The following is a 16,863-nucleotide window of genomic DNA, read 5'->3' as shown; positions in this document are numbered from 1 at the left end:
CGCGAAAACGGCAAGAGACGGTGCAGGTGCGGCTGAATCCCAACACTTGATTGAGTCGCGCTAGCCCACCAAATTGGCCAGAGTCATCAGGGCCAGCAGCAGCATCCACAGGACCACCGAACGCCAAATCAGGCCAACCACGCTCTGCAGATGGCCCAACTGAGGCAATTGTCCAGGCGTTGAGCCTTCGGCCAATGTTTCATCTCCGTCCATACCTGAGCTGAAAGTCTTGCTTCGATCCGGGGTCACGCCGGGCGCAGCTGCCCCTCCCAATTGCAAACCGAGGGCGCCAGCCGCGGTGGCCAAAATAATGCCTTCATTGGGGTGCAGCCACAGGCCTGCATCACGCCGCCAGCCATTCACCGCTTCTTCAAAATTTCCCACGATGGTGAAGCCAGTGGCCGTCAAGCGCGCGGGAATGTAATCGACCCAGGCAAACAACATGCGGGACAAAGCCATCAAGCGCATATTGGTCGGCGCTTCCAGCGTGCGACTCTTGAACGCCCAATAACGGCTGACGAACTCAGCCATCCGGTACAGCACCGCACCGGCCGGACCCAACCCCAAAGTTGACAGCAAAACAAACCAGAAAAACACGCCAAAGACATGGCGATGCGCGGCCAGCAGCGAATGCTCAATGGCATGACGGACCAATTCGGTACGAGGCAATTCGCTGGCATCCAAATGACGCCACTCGGACAGCAGCCGCCGGGCTTCCAAATCATCGCCCCGCTCCAAGGCGTCGCGAATATCGGTGAAGTAATGACTGAACTGCCGGAAGCCCAAGGTCAGATACAAGACCAAAACATCCAGGGCCAAGGCCAACATCAAGCTGAAGCGAGCGACCGCAAGATAGACAACGGCAGCCAACAAAGCCGGTCCAAGCACAGTGATGCCCCAGACCACGGTGGCGTGGTGATCCCGTCCGGCATCAAAGTTACGACCGGTCCAACGGACCCAGCCGATCACGCCGTGATGCACGCCATTGCCGTGACGAAGAGGTTTCAGCTGTTCACACAGCAAGGCCAAAAGGACCGCAAAGAAGTTCATGGCCGGGGATGATAGCGGGCGTCGCGCCTCAAGCCGAAAGGAAACGGTAGAAGTTGCGCAGCATGGCGGCTGTCGCGCCCCAAATAAAGTAATCCCGAGGCTCGCCGGGATGCTCGCTGTTGCGCCAAGGCATCGATAAAAACTGACGCTGCCCGCCCGCATATTCAAAACGGTGGTGCTGATGATGGGCAGGCGTCATCAAGAAATGCAAAGGAACTTCGAAAGCCTCGGCGACCTCCATGCCGTCCAAGCGCAAATCGAAACCCGGACGCACCAAGGCGACGACCGGTGTGACTTGGAAGGCGGTGACGGTGCTGTAGACCGGCAGTTGCCCCAAGACTTCAACATAGTCACGGCTCAGGCCAATCTCTTCTTCTGCTTCCCGCAGGGCGGCCGCTTCGATCGACTCGTCCTCCGGCTCGACACGCCCGCCCGGAAAGCTGATTTGGCCCGCATGATCTCGCAGTTGTTCAGAGCGGCGCGTCAGCAACAAGCTCAGTCCCTGCTCGCGCATCACCAAAGGCAAGAGGACTGCCGCGGCAGCTGGGTCGCGCTGCGTCCATTGAGCGCCGTCACCTGCGATCTCGGCTTGCCATTGAGGTGGATGCGCGAAACGTTGACGCAAAAAGCTAAGTTGCAAACGCTCGGCGGGCACCGGGGGCAAATGGGCGTCAAGGCCGGTCACGGGAACCGCCTGGGGATCAAGAATGGGGGGACGACTCATGACTGAAGCATAGGGCTTGTTCAAAGCTCCAATAGAAGGCCAAAGTCCGAAGCCTTCACATTCGCCTCGAAAACGACAAAGCCGCCCGAAGGCGGCTTTGCTTGCTGGCAGCGAGCTGCGAGCAGGGATGGCGGCAAAGCGCCATCCGGGTGATCCGAAGATCAGCCCAATTTTTCCTTGATTCGAGCCGACTTGCCCGAACGGTCGCGCAAGTAATACAGCTTGGCGCGGCGAACATCGCCACGACGCTTGACTTCGATCGAAGCGATCAGCGGGCTGTACAGCTGGAACGTACGCTCCACGCCTTCGCCGTTGGAGATCTTGCGCACGATGAAGCTGGAGTTCAGGCCACGGTTACGCTTGGCGATCACCACGCCTTCAAAAGCCTGCACGCGCTTGCGTGTGCCTTCAACGACGTTGACGCTCACGATGACCGTGTCGCCAGGGCAATAGGTCGGGAATGTCTTGTTCAGACGAGCAATTTCTTCTTGCTCAAGGGTTTGGATCAAGTCCACAGAGTTCTCCTAGTGATCATGGCGGCGCGGGCGTTGATCCCCCAACACGGGGACCAAACTCAATGCTTTTGAACCCATCGACAAATTATCGATTGGCCCTAAACCCACCCACCAGAGGATCGGACAGCCCGCAAGTATAGCCCGAATCGCGACTTTCGCCTAGGCTTTGGACGCAACCTGCGCCATCTCAGTCAAAAAACGCTCGTCGGCCTTGCTTAAGCGGCCGGCCGCGCGGGCCGCTTGGATCAATTCAGGCCTGCGGCGCGCCGTGATCTCCAAAGCCCGCTCGCGCCGCCAACGCGCAATCTTGGCGTGATGTCCTGATAGCAGGACCTCCGGAACAGCCAGCGATTCGCTTTGCCCCGGCATACCGCTCAGAACCTCGGGCCGGCTGTAATGTGGGCAATCCAGCAGGCCTTCCGAAAAACTGTCTTGCTGGTGCGACTGCGCATCGTTCAGTACGCCTTCTTGCAAGCGCGCAATGGCATCCAACAAAGCCAGTGCCGGCAGTTCGCCGCCGGACAGAACAAAGTCACCCAGGCTCAATTCCAGCGTGACATGACGATCAAGAAAACGCTGATCCATGCCCTCGTAGCGGCCGCACAGCAGGACACCGCCGGACCCACCCGCCAGTTCCTCAACCAGGCTTTGGGTGATGGGACGACCGGTCGGACTGAAATGGATGATGGCGGGCGCACCGACCTCGGCCTTCGCCTCGACACGAGCGGACTTGGCCGCTGCCAATGCACGCTCCAAGGGCTCCACCAACATGACCATGCCCGGTCCACCGCCGTAAGGGCGATCATCGACACGGCGATAGTTGTCATCAGCGAAATCGCGCAACTGCCACAGGTTCACATCGACCTGGCGCGACTCGAACGCACGGCGTGTCACGCCCTGGCTCAGATGCGGCCCGAACAATTCCGGAAAAAGGGTGATGACATCAAAGCGCATGCTGCGCTGAACCGAAAGAAGTTCGGCCCGAATCAGTAGTCCAGACCCCAGTCGACCGTGATCTGGCGCTGCTCCAGATCCACGTCGTCAACAAAGGCCGACACAAAAGGCACCAGACGCTCTTGATCCGGTTTCACCGGAGCATCCAGGCCCGGAGGCGTGATGCGCAGCACGCTGTGCGGGCCAGCATCAATCAAGCCTTCCACCACACCCAAAGTCTCACCTTGGCGATTGATGACCGTCAGGCCAATCAAATCGACCCAGTAATACTCATCTGGGTTGGCGCTGGGGAAGGCTGAGCGCGAGATGAAGATGCGCGCACCGCGCAAGGCTTCAGCTTGGTTTCGGTCCGCGATGTCTTGGGCGTTGGCCACAATGCCCTCGCCATGTTCGCGAACCAAGAGAATTTTCAGCAATCGAGGCAGCGGCTTGGCGCGTGCCACGACAGGGCCGTTGCCCTCGGGCGCACGGAGAAACCAGCGCCGCGAGGAGAACAGCGCCTGGGCATCGCTGGAATAGGCTTGCACCTTGAACCAGCCCTTGACGCCCCAGGCATCAAGAATGCACCCGACCTCAATCGCGTCTTCAGGCCAAGCCAACTCGTCTGAGGCGGCAGGCGTGGAGCGGGTTTCGGCGGGTGATCTTGTCATTTCAAAAGGTCTGCGTCGATTTAGACGGCGGCCTTCTTGGCCTGGGTCACCAGACGTTCGACGGTCGGCGACAACTGAGCGCCAACACCGATCCAGTAGTTAACGCGGTCCATAGCGACGCGCAGCGGCTCAGCAGCACCGGAAGCCACGGGGTTGTAGAAACCCACGCGCTCGATGAAGCGGCCGTCACGGCGCATTTGGCTGTTTGCCACGACGATGTTGTAGAAGGGGCGCTTCTTGGAGCCGCCGCGAGCCAGACGAATTACAACCATGATGTTTCCTATGAATCTATTGCATCCATCGCACCAGGAGACACTCAGGGCGAATAGATCGGGGTAGCGCTTCAGCCCAAAGCCCGCGCACATCACTCAAAGTCATGCACAAACAAGCACTTAAACCGCAGCCGCCGTGGTTGGACCTGTAGATACGCCGAATCGCCCCTCACCCGCAATTGCTGCAGAATTTGTGACTATTCGACCAGGGCCAAAACCCAGCATTATAAACTCGGACATTCAACTCGGCACAGTCATGAACACAGAAAAATCCAAAATTCCAGCCCAAGTGCTGATTCGACCGAGTCGCGAGGCAGATTTGCAGGCCATTCAGGCCATTTATGGCTATGCCGTCGCACATGGGACCGGCACTTTTGAGACCGAAGCGCCGTCTATCGAAGAAATGGGCAAACGGCGCGCAGAAGTTTTGAGCCGGCAACTGCCTTGGGTGGTCGCTGAAGCCGAGGGTCAGGTGCTGGGCTATGCCTACGCCAACTATTTTCGCCCTCGCCTGGCTTACCGCTTTTGCGTCGAAGACTCGATCTATTTGCACCCCAACCAACAAGGCAAAGGCTTGGGTCGCTTACTGCTCGCGGAACTGATTGCTCGCTGCGAACAAGCTGGAGCGCGACAAATGCTGGCCGTGATTGGTGACTCCGAGAACAAGGGCTCAATTGGTTTGCATCAATCGCTAGGCTTCCAAGCGAGCGGCACTTTGCACAGCGCCGGCTGGAAGTTCGGCCGCTGGCTGGATGTGGTGATGATGCAGCGCCCTCTGGGTCAAGGCGACCAAAGCCAACCAGAATGAGACGCCCCATGAGCCAGAACTACAAATCAAAAACCATTGCCACTTGGCTGGCCCTGCTGTTGGGCAGCTTTGGCTTGCACCGCTTTTATCTGTATGGCCTCAGCGACAAATGGGGCTGGCTGCACCCCTGGCCCACCTTGGTCGGACTTTATGGCGTTCAGCGCATGGATCTGCTGGGCCAAGATGATCGACTGGCCTGGATCCTGATTCCCATCCTGGGGCTGATGCTGGTCAACGCCGCCATCACCGGCATCGTCTACGGCCTGAGCTCAGATGCGGACTGGAACGCCAAGCACAATCCCGATCAGACGATTCGACCCAGTGGATGGGCGGTCATCATCGCTGTCATCGCCTGCGTGATGATGGGCGGCATCTGCTTGATGTCCACCATTGCATTCAGCGCTCAACGCTATTTTGAAAATCAAGTGGAGAGTCCAGCCTCTGCCGACCCCACCAATCCAGCCAATTCGAACCTGCCGAATAGCAAATAGAAAGAAATGGGCCCGAAGGCCCATTTCTATTTCTTTGCGAGCTTGACTTAGCAGCCACACCATTCATTGAATGCCCACGCCCTGCTCTGCGCCACTGACGACTCAGAACAATACGAAGCTGATCCAGTAGCAAACGCCAGCCACAAAGGCCGAAGCGGGAATCGTAAAGATCCAAGCCCACACAATATTGCCGGCCACCCCCCAGCGCACCGATGAGGCCCGCTGCACCGAGCCAACGCCCACGATAGCGCCCGTGATGGTGTGCGTGGTGGAGACCGGAATACCCAGCGCCGTCGCCAAGAACAAAGTGATGGCACCGCCTGTTTCAGCACAAAAGCCGCCCACAGGCTTGAGCTTGGTGATCTTCTGGCCCATGGTTCGCACAATGCGCCAGCCGCCAAACATGGTGCCCAAACCGATGGCCATATAGCAGGCATAGATCACCCAGCTCGGCGGGCTCTTGTCCTGCGCCGCCATATAGCCGGAAGCGACCAAAAGCATCCAGATCAAGCCGATGGTTTTTTGCGCGTCATTGCCACCATGACCCAAGCTGTAAAGCCCGGCCGACACTAGCTGCAAACGCCTGAACCAGTTATCCACCAGCAGTGGCGAGCTGCGCCTGAACAGCCAAGCCACGACCACCATCAATAGCGAACCCAGCAAAAAACCGAGCAAGGGCGAGACGAAGATGAACAGCACCGTCTTCAGCACACCGCCGGCCACCAGGGCACCCGTGCCACTTTTGGCCACCACGGCCCCCACAATGCCGCCAATCAAGGCGTGGGAGGAACTGGAGGGGATGCCGTACCACCAGGTGATGACGTTCCAGGTGATGGCGCCAATCAAAGCACCAAAGATCACATGGTGATCAACGATGCCCGGATCCACAATGCCTTTGCCGATGGTGGCCGCCACCTTCAGCTGAAAGAAACTGATCGCCAAGACATTGAAAAACGCAGCAAACAAAACCGCTTGTTGAGGCTTCAATACGCCGGTCGACACCACCGTCGCAATCGAGTTGGCGGCGTCATGAAACCCATTCATGAAGTCAAACAAGATGGCCAAAACGACCAGCAGCGCGACAACCCAAAAGGCTACCTGAACCGATTCCATCGCGGGCGACTCAGGAGTTCTCGAGGACGATGCCCTCGATCAAGTTGGCCACATCTTCGCAACGATCAGAGATGGACTCCAACTGCTCATAGATCGCTTTCAGCTTGATCAGCTCGCGCACATCAGGCTCTTCGCGGAACAGACGCGACATGGCTGAACGCATTACGCGATCAGCATCCGACTCCAGCTTGTCGATCTCTTCGCAAGTCTTGATGGCCGCCTCGGCCGTCGTCGGTTCGCTCAGCTTGGGCAACAAAGACACCGCATGCTGCACCCGCTCGCAGCACTTGACGCTCAACTCACCCAAACGCACCACATCCGCAGGGATTCGACGCACGTCATACAGCGACAGCGTCTCGGTCGCGTCTTGCAGCAGATCGACAATGTCGTCCATCGAATTGATCAGACCGTGAATCTGCTCGCGATCGATCGGCGTGATGAAGGTGCGGTGCAACTGACGGTTGACCTCGGCCGTCACCCGGTCCGCCTGATGCTCAGCAGCATCAACCTCGGCCGCGTACTTCTCGCGCAACGTCAGGTCGTCATAGTTGTTCAACATCAGCATGAAGGAGCGCGCCCCTTCCGTGATTTTGGCCCCATGCTCATTGAAGAGTTCGAAAAAATTGCCCTCACGGGGCAAAAGCTTGCTGAAAAACATTTTCAGGAGTCTCCGGTGGCGCGCGGCAAAGACCATTTCTCGCCAAAAAGCGCGCAATTCACATATTCGTCATCGCTTTGTCACACAAAGCAAGGGCGAGAGTGTAATTGCAGCGCCCGCTTACCGGGCTGATCAGTCGATCAAAGACAGCGACAGCCGCTCAATGGGCTGCTCTGCGACGGCAGGCAACAAGTCCGCCAATATGCCCAAGCCCGGGGCGCTAAGCCCAGGAGAAAGCTCCAACAAGGGATGCAGGACAAAGGCCCGCTGCCCCAGCCGAGGATGCGGCACGGTCAGGCTTGCCGTCAGGATCGAGGCCTGACCATAGAGCAAAAGGTCCAGATCCAAGGTCCGCGGGGCATTGATGTAGGGGCGCTCACGTCCGTGCTGCAGTTCAATCGCTTGCAAAGCCTGCAACAAGTCTTGCGGCGGCAGGGACGTCTCAAGCGCTGCGACGGCATTCAAATAATCGGGGCCACCGGCCTCGATGGGGGCGCTGCGATAGGCACTCGACACGGCCACCAAGCGCGACTGTGGCAAAACGGCCAAAGCCTGGAGGGCTTGTCGAAGTGTCAGTGCCAGATCACCCAGATTGGCACCCAGGCCGATATAGGCCAGTTCCAAGAGTTCTTGCGAACTCGCGCTCAGACTTCGGCTCATTCAGCTGGCGTTGTCACCCGCCGCTGCGGGCTTGGCACCTGCCGGCTTGCGGCGACGGCGGCGGCGCTTGGCGGGCGCGCCCTCCCCTTTAGGCTCAGCTTCACCTTCGCCCGGCGCTTCGGTGCCTGCATCATCCGGAGCTTTCGGCTTGCGCGGCAGTTGGTGCACTTTTCCGCTGGAACGGCGCTGCTGCTTGTCAGCCTCGCGCGCTTCAGTCAACAAGGCCTCGCGCTCATCGTCGCTGCCGAGGGCAAAGTCTTCCCACCAATCGGCCAGAGCCGCATCGATCTCACCCGCGTCGGCGCGCAGACGCAGGAAATCAAAGCCAGCCCGGTAGCGCGGTTGCTCGACCAAGGTGTAGACGCCACTGCCGGTACGACGCTCAAAGCGCGGCTGCATCATCCAGATTTCGCGCATATCGGTGGCCAATTTGCCGCGACCGGAGATATCGCCAATGCGCGCATCGAAGACGGTATCAATCGCCTGCTGCAGGGCCGGCATGGCGGGTTCGCCTGCATCACGGTTGCGGGTCCAACGCTCCAGCACTTCAAACCACAGCATGCAGGCCAGCATGAAGCTCGGCGAGACGCCGCGCCCTTCGGACACACGCAGATCGGTATCTTCGAAAGCCTGGCGGATGAACTTGCCACGCACGCCCTCGGCCAATTGACCGCTTTCATCCAACATCGCGTCAAGAATTGGGAACACGCCGCGCGCCAAACCTTGCTTGCGCAACTCTTCCAAACTGGCCAGCGAGTGCCCGGTCTGCAAGAGCTTGATCATTTCGTCAAACAAACGCGAGGCCGGCACATTGGCTAGCAACTCCGACATCGCCTTGATCGGCGCACGCGTCTTGGCCTCGAGCTCGAAGCCCAGTTTGGCCGCGAAACGCACCGCACGCACGATACGCACCGGGTCTTCGCGATAGCGTGTTTCGGGGTCGCCAATCATGCGCAGCACGCGTTTCTTGGCATCGGCCAGTCCGCCGTGGTAGTCCACCACCAATTGGCGCTGCGGGTCGTAATACAAGGCATTGACGGTGAAGTCGCGGCGCGCCGCATCTTCCACCTGCGGGCCCCAGACGTTGTCCCGCAGAACCCGACCGGCAGCATCCACCACATGCGACTTGCCGGCCAGTTCTTCTTTCGAGGTTTTCTCGTTACCGGCGACTTGCTCGGCACCCTCATTGACCAGCAAGGCACGGAAAGTGGAGACCTCAATCACCTCATGCTCACGGCCGCGACCGTAAACCACATGCACGATGCGGAAACGCCGGCCGATGATGAAGGCGCGGCGGAACAAACCCTTGACCTGCTCGGGCGTGGCATTGGTGGCCACGTCAAAGTCCTTGGGGCGCATGCCCAAGAGCAAGTCACGCACCGCACCGCCGACGATATAGGCCTCATAGCCCGCATCGCTGAGGGTCTGCACCACGCGCACCGCGCGCTCGTCCAAGAGGCTGGGGTCAATGCCGTGCTCGGCCACTTGCACCTCAACCCGCTTGCCCAAGGCAGTTTTGCCCGCCGTTGCGGGCTTCGCCACTTTGGCCACCTTGGCCAGAGAGGGCTTGCCCAGCAACTTGTCTATGAATTTTTTGATCATGCGAACAGATTCAGAATGGGCCAACCACGGGCGGACGCAATGTCCGTCAAGGCCGGCGTCGGATTGGTAGCCACCGGGTGGCTGACCAATTCCAGAAGAGGCAAATCATTGACCGAGTCACTGTAAAACGTCACGCGCTCGAAATCCTGCCATTGTCGCCCCAAGTCCTTCAACCAGTCTTGCACTCGGCTGATCTTGCCTGCTTGGTAGGACGGCACGCCCTGCACCGCCCCCAGATAGCGCCCCTCGGCGTCGCGTTTCAGTTGCACCGCCAGGAGATGCTCCACCTCAAAAGCGCGCGCAATCGGTTCGGTCACAAATTCATTGGTTGCGGTGACGATGGCCACCAAATCGCCGGCATCTAAGTGCTTGCGCACCAAAGCGCGTGCCTTGTCTTGCAGCATGGGCGCCATCACTTCTTGCATGAAGCGCTCGCGGGCGGCATGCGCCTCGGCCAGAGGCCGGCTGCGCCAGACGGCGGTGGCGAAATCAATATAGCCATCCAGATCCAAGCGCCCGGCCTGGTACTGGGCATAGAACTCGTCATTGCGCTCGCGCCACTGCTCACCATTGGCCCAGCCGATATCGACCATAAAAGCACCAAAAGCATGGTCCGAATCGTTCGGAATCAAGGTGCCGTCAAGATCAAAAAGCGTCAAATTCATCCAAGAAGTCCTTCATCAGCCAGCATCTGGCGTAGCAATGGCACCGTGACCGCACGCTTGGCGGCCAGAGCAAATTCATCCAATCGATCGAGCAAGCGCATCAAATGCTTGAGATCACGCGCAAAGCGCGTCAACAAATAATCAATCACTTCATCACCCAGCATGATGCCGCGCCGGTCGGCTTCGCGGCGAAGCGCGGCGCGGGTCTCGGCCTCTGACAAAGGCTGCAAGGCAAAGGTCGGGCCCCAGCCCAGGCGGGTCCGCAAGTCTTCGCGCAAATCCAAATCTGTGGGAGGCATGCTGCCCGTAGCCACGACCGCCAGCCCATCGGTAGCGGCTTCGACAAACAAGGCAAAAGCAGCGTGCTGCTGACCGGCATCAAAGCGTTCGCAATCGTCCAGAATCAACAAGCTGGGCTGGCTGGGCAATTCCCAGGGCAAGCAGGTGTCAGCGTCATACCAACCCACCTGCGTTCCGGCGTCTTGCCAACGCTGCGCCAAGGCGCGCAGCACATGCGTCTTGCCCGAACCGGGCGCACCCCATAGAAACACAGGCGCAGCACCATGCGCCCCCGGCTTGAGTGCTTGCAAATGCGCCAAGGCCGCACTGTTGCCGCCGGGCAGAAAATTTTCAAAGGTGAAGATTGGCTCCGGGCCAATCGCAAGCGGTATTTGCTTCAAAACCAATTTTTCCAAGATACAGGCGTGCTGCTGGCCTGTGCCATCGCATCGATCGCTGTTTGATGCCAGCAGGTGCTCAAAAACGCACGCTCTAGCCCAAGGCCATCTTCGCCAAGGCGGTCGCGATTCTAGTGGCGAAGCACTTGACGCCCATCAATGCAGTGGCGGCACACCGCGCTGGCGCAGCTGCGCCAATCGCTGCTCAACAGCCGAAGCATCAGAGGCCTGAGGGGCTTGCTCGAGATAAAACGCCAAGTCTTCAGCAGCGGCTGGCCAGTGCTGTAGCGACTCGAGCACCAAACCGCGATCACGCCGCTCCCCTGCCTCTTGAGGCAAAAGCACCACCAAGCGCTGCTGCACGGCCAATAAACGCGGCCAATCTTGCGCCGCCCGGTGGATCTCCTTCAGATTGCGCAGCATGCGCGCCAACACATCGCGCGGCGTGGCCGCTTGCAAAAAAAGCTCAACCGGCAGCTCTAAGTCGCCTTCGAGACCCGCGCCGCTGCGAAAGCTCTGCAAATACTCATCCAGTTTGTTGCGTGACAAAGAATCTCCGGTGAAGGGATCCAACACCAGCTCGCCATTGCCCATGCTCAGCTTGATCAAAAAATGCCCAGGAAATGACACGCCATGTGCACGCAAACCCAGCTGAGCTGCCAGCTCCAAGAGAATCACCGCCAAGGTGATGGGGATGCCGCGCCGGGTCGACAAGACATGGTGAACAAAGCTGTTGCCGCGGTCGTAGTAGTTGTTCAAGTTGCCGGCAAAACCCAGCTCTTGATAGAAAAATCGCAGCAAGACCTGCAATTTATGCCGTGCCGAGGCATCCGACGGCAAACGCTGACGCAAGCGCTGCGCCAACTCGTCCACCTCGTCCAAAACGGTTTGAACATCCAGAGCCGGAAACTCGTCCTGAGCAATCGAAGCCGCCGCTTCCAACAAATTTAAGCCTGCATCCTCGGCTACCAGGCTCGAAAAATACTCCAGCGGCGTGGGCAAATGCAGTCGCAGCGAATGACTCATGGCTCGAGTTTAGAAGGCAAGATGGGCTGCAAGCGTCTGACGCAAGGACGGCCTCTTCAGCCGCGTTGCATGAATTGGCGCAAGCGCAAGCCCATCAGGGCCAACAAAGAAAAATACACCAGGGCTGCAGCGCCGAGACAGGCTGCCATGGCCAGCGCTCGCTTGCCCTCGCTTGCACCCAAAGCAATCCAGTCAATGCGCCAAGCCAGCTGTTGCAGCAATGCGCCCAGAGCCGCACTGGCCAAGAAGACCTTCAAACTGAATTTCAGCCAGCCCGGTGACGGGGTGTAGCTGCCCAGCTTGCGCAAGCCACGCATCAACCAAAACGCATTCACCATAGCCCCGACGCCGATAGACAAGGCCAAGCCGGCCACACCAAACAGCGGGACGAACACCAGATTGAGGAGCTGCGTCAAAGCCAGCACCGCAATCGCAATACGCACCGGCGTACGCGTCTCTTGACGGGCATAAAAACCAGGCGCCAAGACCTTGACCGCCAGCAAGCCCAGCAAGCCCACGCCCCACCCCATCACCGCACGCCCGGTTTGCAGCACATCACTGGCTGCGAAAGCCTTGCGGTGATAGAGCACCGCCACCAAGGGGTCGGCAAACAGCAGCAGCGCTGCGGCGCAGGGCAAACCGAACAAGAGCACCATGCGCAAGCCCCAGTCGAGCATCTCCGAGTACTGGGCGCCATCCCCTTTGGCCTGTGCCGCCGACAACTGCGGCGTCAATACCGCCCCCAAGGCCACGCCCAACAAGGCCATGGGGAACTCCATCAAGCGATCGGCATAGTTCAGCCAGGAAGTTGCGCCGACGGCGATATGGCTAGAGATCTGCGTATTGATCAATAAAGACAGCTGCGCCACGCCCACGCCCAGCAGCGCCGGCCCCATTTGTTTGAGCACCTGCCCAACTCCGGGGTAGGCACCTGCTTCACGCAGCCGCCCCGGAGTCAAGCCCAGTCGCGGCACCACCCCGATGCGACGCAGCACCGGAATCTGGATCGCCAGTTGCAAGATTCCGCCCAGCATCACGCCGACGGCCATTGAATAAATGCCCGGATAGCCCCAGCGCTCGACATAAGGCGTCAGGAACCAACCAGCAGCAAGCACCGACAGATTCAGCAACACAGGCGTGGCAGCCGGCACCAAAAAACGCTTCCAGGTATTCAGGATGCCTGATGACAGGGCCACCATGGACATGCAGCCGATGTAGGGGAACATCCAGCGCGTCATCACAACCGAAGCCTCTTGCCCCTGTTCAGGCATACCCGAGCCCAGCAGCCATACCAAGACAGGCGCGCCCACCACCCCCACCACGCAAGTGAGCACCAAAGCCCACAGCAGCACGGTGGCCACAGCGTCAATCAAGGCATGCGTCGCCTGTTCACCTTCTTTGGCATGGGTAGCGGCCAGCACCGGCACAAAAGCCTGTGAAAACGCCCCTTCGGCAAACAGGCGTCGCAACATATTCGGAATGCGAAAAGCCACCAAAAAGGCGTCCGACATGGCGCCCGCCCCAAACATTCCGGCCTGCATCTGCTCACGCATCAGACCTGTGATGCGCGATGCCAAGGTCAATATCGAGATGAAGGACGCGGCACGGAGCAGATTCATGAATGGAGTTTGCCAGCTGGCCAAACTGCGCTGAGTGGAGACTCAGTCAGGATTGGCGTGGATTGATCAAAGCGCAGGGGGCGCATTATCATGGCAGCGCATGACAGAAATGCAGTTCAACCGCGCAGGAGTTTGAATCAATTTGAATTCAGTGCTATACTCGCGGTCTTTGCACCAACTGGGTAGAATCACAGCATGGCATCCTCTTCAAAAGTCAAGAAGACCGTCCGTTCGGCATCGGGCCTCAAGCGCGCTCGCCAGGACATCAAACTGAACGCAGCTAACACCGCTCTGCGCTCCAAATTCCGCACGGTCATCAAGAACGTGCAAAAAGCTGTCCTGACCGGCGACAAGGCCAAGGCAGCTGAGTTGTTCAAGACGGCTCAAATCGTCATCGACTCGGTCGCTGACAAGGGCATCTTCCACAAGAACAAGGCCGCTCGCCACAAGAGCCGCCTGTCGGCAAAAATCAAGGCCCTGGCCGCCTAAATACCAGTTCTGGTGCAAAGCAAGAGCCCGCTGCAAAGCGGGCTTTTTTGTTTCTGCCCCTGAACTTTGCACCCTCAGCGGCAACACTCCCGCCGCACGCCTCAGTGCCAGCGCCCCTCTCCCAAGCCTTGCATCTGACGCAGTTGCAACCAGTCCCCGACGGCCTCGGCCACCCAGTTTGGATCATCCAGCGGCAAGTCATGCCCAGCCTGCAGATGCAGCCGCAAGGGCGCACCCCAAGCGCGGCTGATGGCTTGCGAGCAGCGCCAGTCGACCAAATGATCGGCCTTGCTACATAAAAGCAGCACCGGCGTTTGCGGCCTGAGTCGGCTGACCTTGAAGCGCGCCGCCGCCCGCAGCTGCCGAAGGGTATTTCTCAGACTCACCGGATGCTTGTCCTGCAAAGCCACCCAGTGATCCAAAACCTCATCAGGGCGCGCCTGCAGGTTCGCAGTCATGCGCAAGACCTTGGCCTCGCGCTGACGCCGGCTCAACCGGGTCAAACTCAGAATCAAGAAGTCCAAGTAATTGAGCGGCCGCAAGCGCCGGTAAAACGGGCTGAAGGGACGCAAGCTGGTGTTGATCAACACCGCAGCACTGAGCTCTTGCGGATAGCGCGCCGCCCAATCGCTGGCCACCATGGCGCCCAAAGACATGGCTAGCAAATGCACCGGCCCAGTCACACCAATGCTGGCCAAGCGGGAACGGCAAGACTCCACCATCTCGGACACATGGCTGGGACTGGTCTCAGCATGCAGCAAGCCATTGCCCGGTAGATCCAACAGCAGCAAGCGCACCCCTGCTTGCTCGCACTCGATACGCTCGCGCAGACGGGCCGGGAACTCACCCCAATGACCACTCTCGCGGGCTAAACCGCGAAGCAAGACCCAGGTCGGCGGCGCAGTACTCATGCAGCAAGCACTCCGTGCCGGTACCAACGATTCAAGGCCCGCTCCTCATGCCAAGCGCGTTGCGCTTGGCTCGGCAGCCAGCGCTGCATGCCGGCCGCCGCGCGCATCACAAAGTCCAGCCAGGCCATATGTCGACGCAAAACCCGCTGCTGCCGATGCTCAATCAAGGGATTGAAGATGCCTCGACGCGAGAACAACTGGCGAGGATTTTTCTTCACCCAGATCCACGAGCCCATCTCCAAGGTCAGTGGCAGGAGCATGCAGTTGCCTCGTGCGCTGGCCTGCCGATACAGGTGATCCCATAAATCACCATGGGTCAGGTATTGGCGGCTTTGCGGCTCAAACACATAGCGATGTTGCGCATGGGTTTGGTCCAAGATTTGACACAGCGCATGCATCTCAGCCAAGTGTTCAATCGGCTTGGCCGTGTGCGCAAAAGGAAACCAGATTCGGTCCGCCAAGCCAAAACCAGAATGGCAATCCACCGAGATCGAATGCGCATGACAAAGCATTTCACGCTCAACAAAATCGACCAAAGCCTGGCTCTCCACCTCCATGGGCGCATCCGCCGCGCCGCGGTACCAAGGCAACTTGGGGCTGATTCGCTGCCCACCCAGCAATGGCGGCGCCGCCGCGCCAGCATCAACCGGCGCATTGCGCATCAAGTCAACACCGCGAGGATTGGCACGCGTGCCCAATGCAAGCCCACCGGGATTGACCAAGGGGATGAAGACCACTCGCAGCGAGTCCAACATATGGTGCAAGCTGCTGTCCCAGCGAAGACGAGACACCAAGCTGGCCAGAAAAGCCGTCACCAGCTCGGCGCCAATGCGTTCCAAACCATGAACGCCGCCGAAAAAACCAACTGCCGGCACGGCAGGGTCCGGATTGCCGATGCAATAGGCTTGGATCGGCAAGCACTGATCGCCGAGATGCACATCGCACAAATGCTGACAGCGCAAATCAGGTGAACCTTCGTCGAGCAAACGCTCTAGCACTTTGTACTCGGCCAAGGCCGGAACTTGCTTCAACCCAGGCTCTCCATTATTTGCCCAAGACGATGTGACGCCTGACGCTAGCCAAGCGATCGAAGGCGCGAGCATAGCCGCTGAAACCCCTCTCTCGTCAAAGCCACAGCAGGCACTTTGATCGACACGCACCGGACACGCGCCTGTCATGTGGCATCACTAAGCTTCTGAAGGCGTTGCGTTACTTCGCCCGCATTCGGGTCAAGCCATGAGCACAGAGAGCATTCAGCAATTCAAACCCAACTGGCGTTCGCGCCTGGCACTTGGACGCGCCATGATGCTGGGCATGTTGGAATGGCTAGCCCTGCTGCGCGCTCGTTGGAGCCGCATGACTTGATCAGTCGGGGGTCTTTTTTGCCATGGCCGCGCTAGGTTCCGGCAACAAACAAGCTTCGGCCACCTGCAACTCATTGTCTCGGGCGAAGTTCATCACAAAGTCCCAAGCCATGGGCTCGAGCTTTTTCAGCTCTTCATTGACGATCACGCATTTGATGCCATTGATGACACGCGGCACGCACAACGGCGAATAGCCGATGTAGGCGCCAATGCCGCCACGTGCACCGCCGGGCCGAAAGCAAGACATGGCGCCGGCCAGGCGCTCGGCCCAATCACTGGGACGAAAAGTGCGGCCCGCCAACGTGACACCTTGGATGAAAACTTCACGTGCTTTGGCGGGTGGCTGACTCATACGGCGGACTGACTCATGCTCTCTCGGCCTTGTGCGCGGATCTAAAAACCCGGCACGCCGCAAGAACGACGGTTTTGAACAGTCCGTATTGTGCCTTGGATGTGCTGCGCCGCAGCAAGCCGCGCTCGCAAAGTCTGTACTTTTGCATGCCCTTCGCTTCGGTCTTTCGTCAGGCTCTCGTCAGTCTCATTCCCGCTGTGACACGAGTGCGAGCCCCCTGCCCCGGAGGCTTCACGACTGACCTTTAGAATCAAGCGCCGCTG

At 59.1% G+C, this 16,863-nt stretch carries 22 protein-coding genes; 5 read left to right on the top strand and 17 right to left on the bottom strand.

Going from position 1 to position 16,863, the window contains the following annotated elements:
- Positions 1-60 precede the first annotated feature (60 nt).
- From LNV06_RS20265 to rpsP, 6 genes are all read right to left on the bottom strand, one after another.
- Positions 61-1,050, bottom strand: coding sequence for a CobD/CbiB family protein (locus LNV06_RS20265; protein ID WP_263540098.1), 990 nt, complete (start codon positions 1,048-1,050; stop codon positions 61-63).
- 28 nt (positions 1,051-1,078) lie between these two features.
- Positions 1,079-1,774, bottom strand: a complete 696-nt coding sequence (locus tag LNV06_RS20260; RefSeq protein WP_263540097.1) for a CoA pyrophosphatase — start codon at positions 1,772-1,774, stop codon at positions 1,079-1,081.
- 161 nt (positions 1,775-1,935) lie between these two features.
- Positions 1,936-2,289: a 50S ribosomal protein L19 gene (rplS, locus tag LNV06_RS20255; RefSeq protein ID WP_263517580.1), complete on the bottom strand. Its 354-nt coding sequence runs from the start codon at positions 2,287-2,289 to the stop codon at positions 1,936-1,938.
- Positions 2,290-2,448: 159 nt separating this feature from the next.
- On the bottom strand, positions 2,449-3,243 hold the full coding sequence (gene trmD / locus LNV06_RS20250; protein ID WP_263540096.1) for a tRNA (guanosine(37)-N1)-methyltransferase TrmD: 795 nt from the start codon (positions 3,241-3,243) through the stop codon (positions 2,449-2,451).
- 32 nt (positions 3,244-3,275) lie between these two features.
- Positions 3,276-3,893, bottom strand: a complete 618-nt coding sequence (gene rimM, locus LNV06_RS20245) for a ribosome maturation factor RimM (RefSeq protein ID WP_263540095.1) — start codon at positions 3,891-3,893, stop codon at positions 3,276-3,278.
- Between the two features lie 20 nt (positions 3,894-3,913).
- Positions 3,914-4,165 carry a 30S ribosomal protein S16 gene (gene rpsP, locus LNV06_RS20240; RefSeq protein WP_263540094.1) on the bottom strand — a complete coding sequence of 84 codons (252 nt, stop codon included), beginning with the start codon at positions 4,163-4,165 and terminating at the stop codon, positions 3,914-3,916.
- Positions 4,166-4,421: 256 nt separating this feature from the next.
- Here rpsP and LNV06_RS20235 point away from each other — a divergent pair, with 256 nt between their 5' ends.
- Both LNV06_RS20235 and LNV06_RS20230 read left to right on the top strand, forming a co-directional pair.
- On the top strand, positions 4,422-4,973 hold the full coding sequence (locus tag LNV06_RS20235) for a GNAT family N-acetyltransferase (protein WP_263540093.1): 552 nt from the start codon (positions 4,422-4,424) through the stop codon (positions 4,971-4,973).
- A gap of 8 nt (positions 4,974-4,981) precedes the next feature.
- A complete protein-coding gene (locus LNV06_RS20230) occupies positions 4,982-5,464 on the top strand; it encodes a TM2 domain-containing protein (protein WP_263540092.1) in 483 nt (160 codons plus the stop codon).
- A 102-nt stretch (positions 5,465-5,566) separates the two neighbouring features.
- Here LNV06_RS20230 and LNV06_RS20225 read toward each other — a convergent pair whose 3' ends face one another.
- From LNV06_RS20225 to hda, 6 genes are all read right to left on the bottom strand, one after another.
- Positions 5,567-6,577: an inorganic phosphate transporter gene (locus tag LNV06_RS20225; protein ID WP_263540091.1), complete on the bottom strand. Its 1,011-nt coding sequence runs from the start codon at positions 6,575-6,577 to the stop codon at positions 5,567-5,569.
- 10 nt (positions 6,578-6,587) lie between these two features.
- Positions 6,588-7,235, bottom strand: coding sequence for a DUF47 domain-containing protein (locus LNV06_RS20220; protein ID WP_263540090.1), 648 nt, complete (start codon positions 7,233-7,235; stop codon positions 6,588-6,590).
- Between the two features lie 132 nt (positions 7,236-7,367).
- Complete coding sequence (gene folK, locus LNV06_RS20215; protein WP_263540089.1) at positions 7,368-7,895, bottom strand: 2-amino-4-hydroxy-6-hydroxymethyldihydropteridine diphosphokinase; 528 nt, start codon at positions 7,893-7,895, stop codon at positions 7,368-7,370.
- Positions 7,896-9,497, bottom strand: a complete 1,602-nt coding sequence (pcnB, locus tag LNV06_RS20210) for a polynucleotide adenylyltransferase PcnB (protein WP_263540088.1) — start codon at positions 9,495-9,497, stop codon at positions 7,896-7,898.
- Positions 9,494-10,162: a histidinol-phosphatase gene (locus tag LNV06_RS20205; RefSeq protein ID WP_263540087.1), complete on the bottom strand. Its 669-nt coding sequence runs from the start codon at positions 10,160-10,162 to the stop codon at positions 9,494-9,496. Before LNV06_RS20205 ends, pcnB begins: the two co-directional genes overlap by 4 nt.
- Positions 10,159-10,821: a DnaA regulatory inactivator Hda gene (gene hda, locus LNV06_RS20200; RefSeq protein WP_263540260.1), complete on the bottom strand. Its 663-nt coding sequence runs from the start codon at positions 10,819-10,821 to the stop codon at positions 10,159-10,161. Before hda ends, LNV06_RS20205 begins: the two co-directional genes overlap by 4 nt.
- Between hda and LNV06_RS20195 the strand changes: the two genes are divergently transcribed.
- On the top strand, positions 10,753-10,905 hold the full coding sequence (locus tag LNV06_RS20195; RefSeq protein ID WP_263540266.1) for a hypothetical protein: 153 nt from the start codon (positions 10,753-10,755) through the stop codon (positions 10,903-10,905). The genes hda and LNV06_RS20195 overlap by 69 nt on opposite strands.
- A gap of 90 nt (positions 10,906-10,995) precedes the next feature.
- Here LNV06_RS20195 and LNV06_RS20190 read toward each other — a convergent pair whose 3' ends face one another.
- On the bottom strand, positions 10,996-11,865 hold the full coding sequence (locus LNV06_RS20190) for a SirB1 family protein (RefSeq protein WP_263540086.1): 870 nt from the start codon (positions 11,863-11,865) through the stop codon (positions 10,996-10,998).
- Between the two features lie 56 nt (positions 11,866-11,921).
- A complete protein-coding gene (gene murJ / locus LNV06_RS20185; RefSeq protein ID WP_263540085.1) occupies positions 11,922-13,484 on the bottom strand; it encodes a murein biosynthesis integral membrane protein MurJ in 1,563 nt (520 codons plus the stop codon).
- 195 nt (positions 13,485-13,679) lie between these two features.
- Between murJ and rpsT the strand changes: the two genes are divergently transcribed.
- Entirely contained in the window at positions 13,680-13,973 is a 294-nt protein-coding gene (gene rpsT / locus LNV06_RS20180; RefSeq protein ID WP_263540084.1) for a 30S ribosomal protein S20, read from the top strand.
- A 101-nt stretch (positions 13,974-14,074) separates the two neighbouring features.
- Here the strand turns inward: rpsT and LNV06_RS20175 are convergent, their stop codons facing one another.
- Both LNV06_RS20175 and LNV06_RS20170 read right to left on the bottom strand, forming a co-directional pair.
- On the bottom strand, positions 14,075-14,884 hold the full coding sequence (locus LNV06_RS20175) for an alpha/beta fold hydrolase (protein WP_263540083.1): 810 nt from the start codon (positions 14,882-14,884) through the stop codon (positions 14,075-14,077).
- Entirely contained in the window at positions 14,881-15,915 is a 1,035-nt protein-coding gene (locus LNV06_RS20170; protein ID WP_263540082.1) for a M14 family zinc carboxypeptidase, read from the bottom strand. The genes LNV06_RS20175 and LNV06_RS20170 overlap by 4 nt, the downstream gene beginning before the upstream one ends.
- Before the next feature lie 205 nt (positions 15,916-16,120).
- Here LNV06_RS20170 and LNV06_RS20165 point away from each other — a divergent pair, with 205 nt between their 5' ends.
- Complete coding sequence (locus LNV06_RS20165; RefSeq protein WP_263540081.1) at positions 16,121-16,249, top strand: hypothetical protein; 129 nt, start codon at positions 16,121-16,123, stop codon at positions 16,247-16,249.
- Here the strand turns inward: LNV06_RS20165 and LNV06_RS20160 are convergent, their stop codons facing one another.
- Positions 16,250-16,600, bottom strand: a complete 351-nt coding sequence (locus LNV06_RS20160) for a DUF3579 domain-containing protein (protein ID WP_263540080.1) — start codon at positions 16,598-16,600, stop codon at positions 16,250-16,252.
- Positions 16,601-16,863 lie beyond the last annotated feature (263 nt).

Source organism: Paucibacter sp. Y2R2-4 (assembly GCF_025717535.1).
GTDB lineage: Bacteria > Pseudomonadota > Gammaproteobacteria > Burkholderiales > Burkholderiaceae_C > Paucibacter_A.
This window is presented reverse-complemented; position numbering and strand designations above follow the sequence as displayed.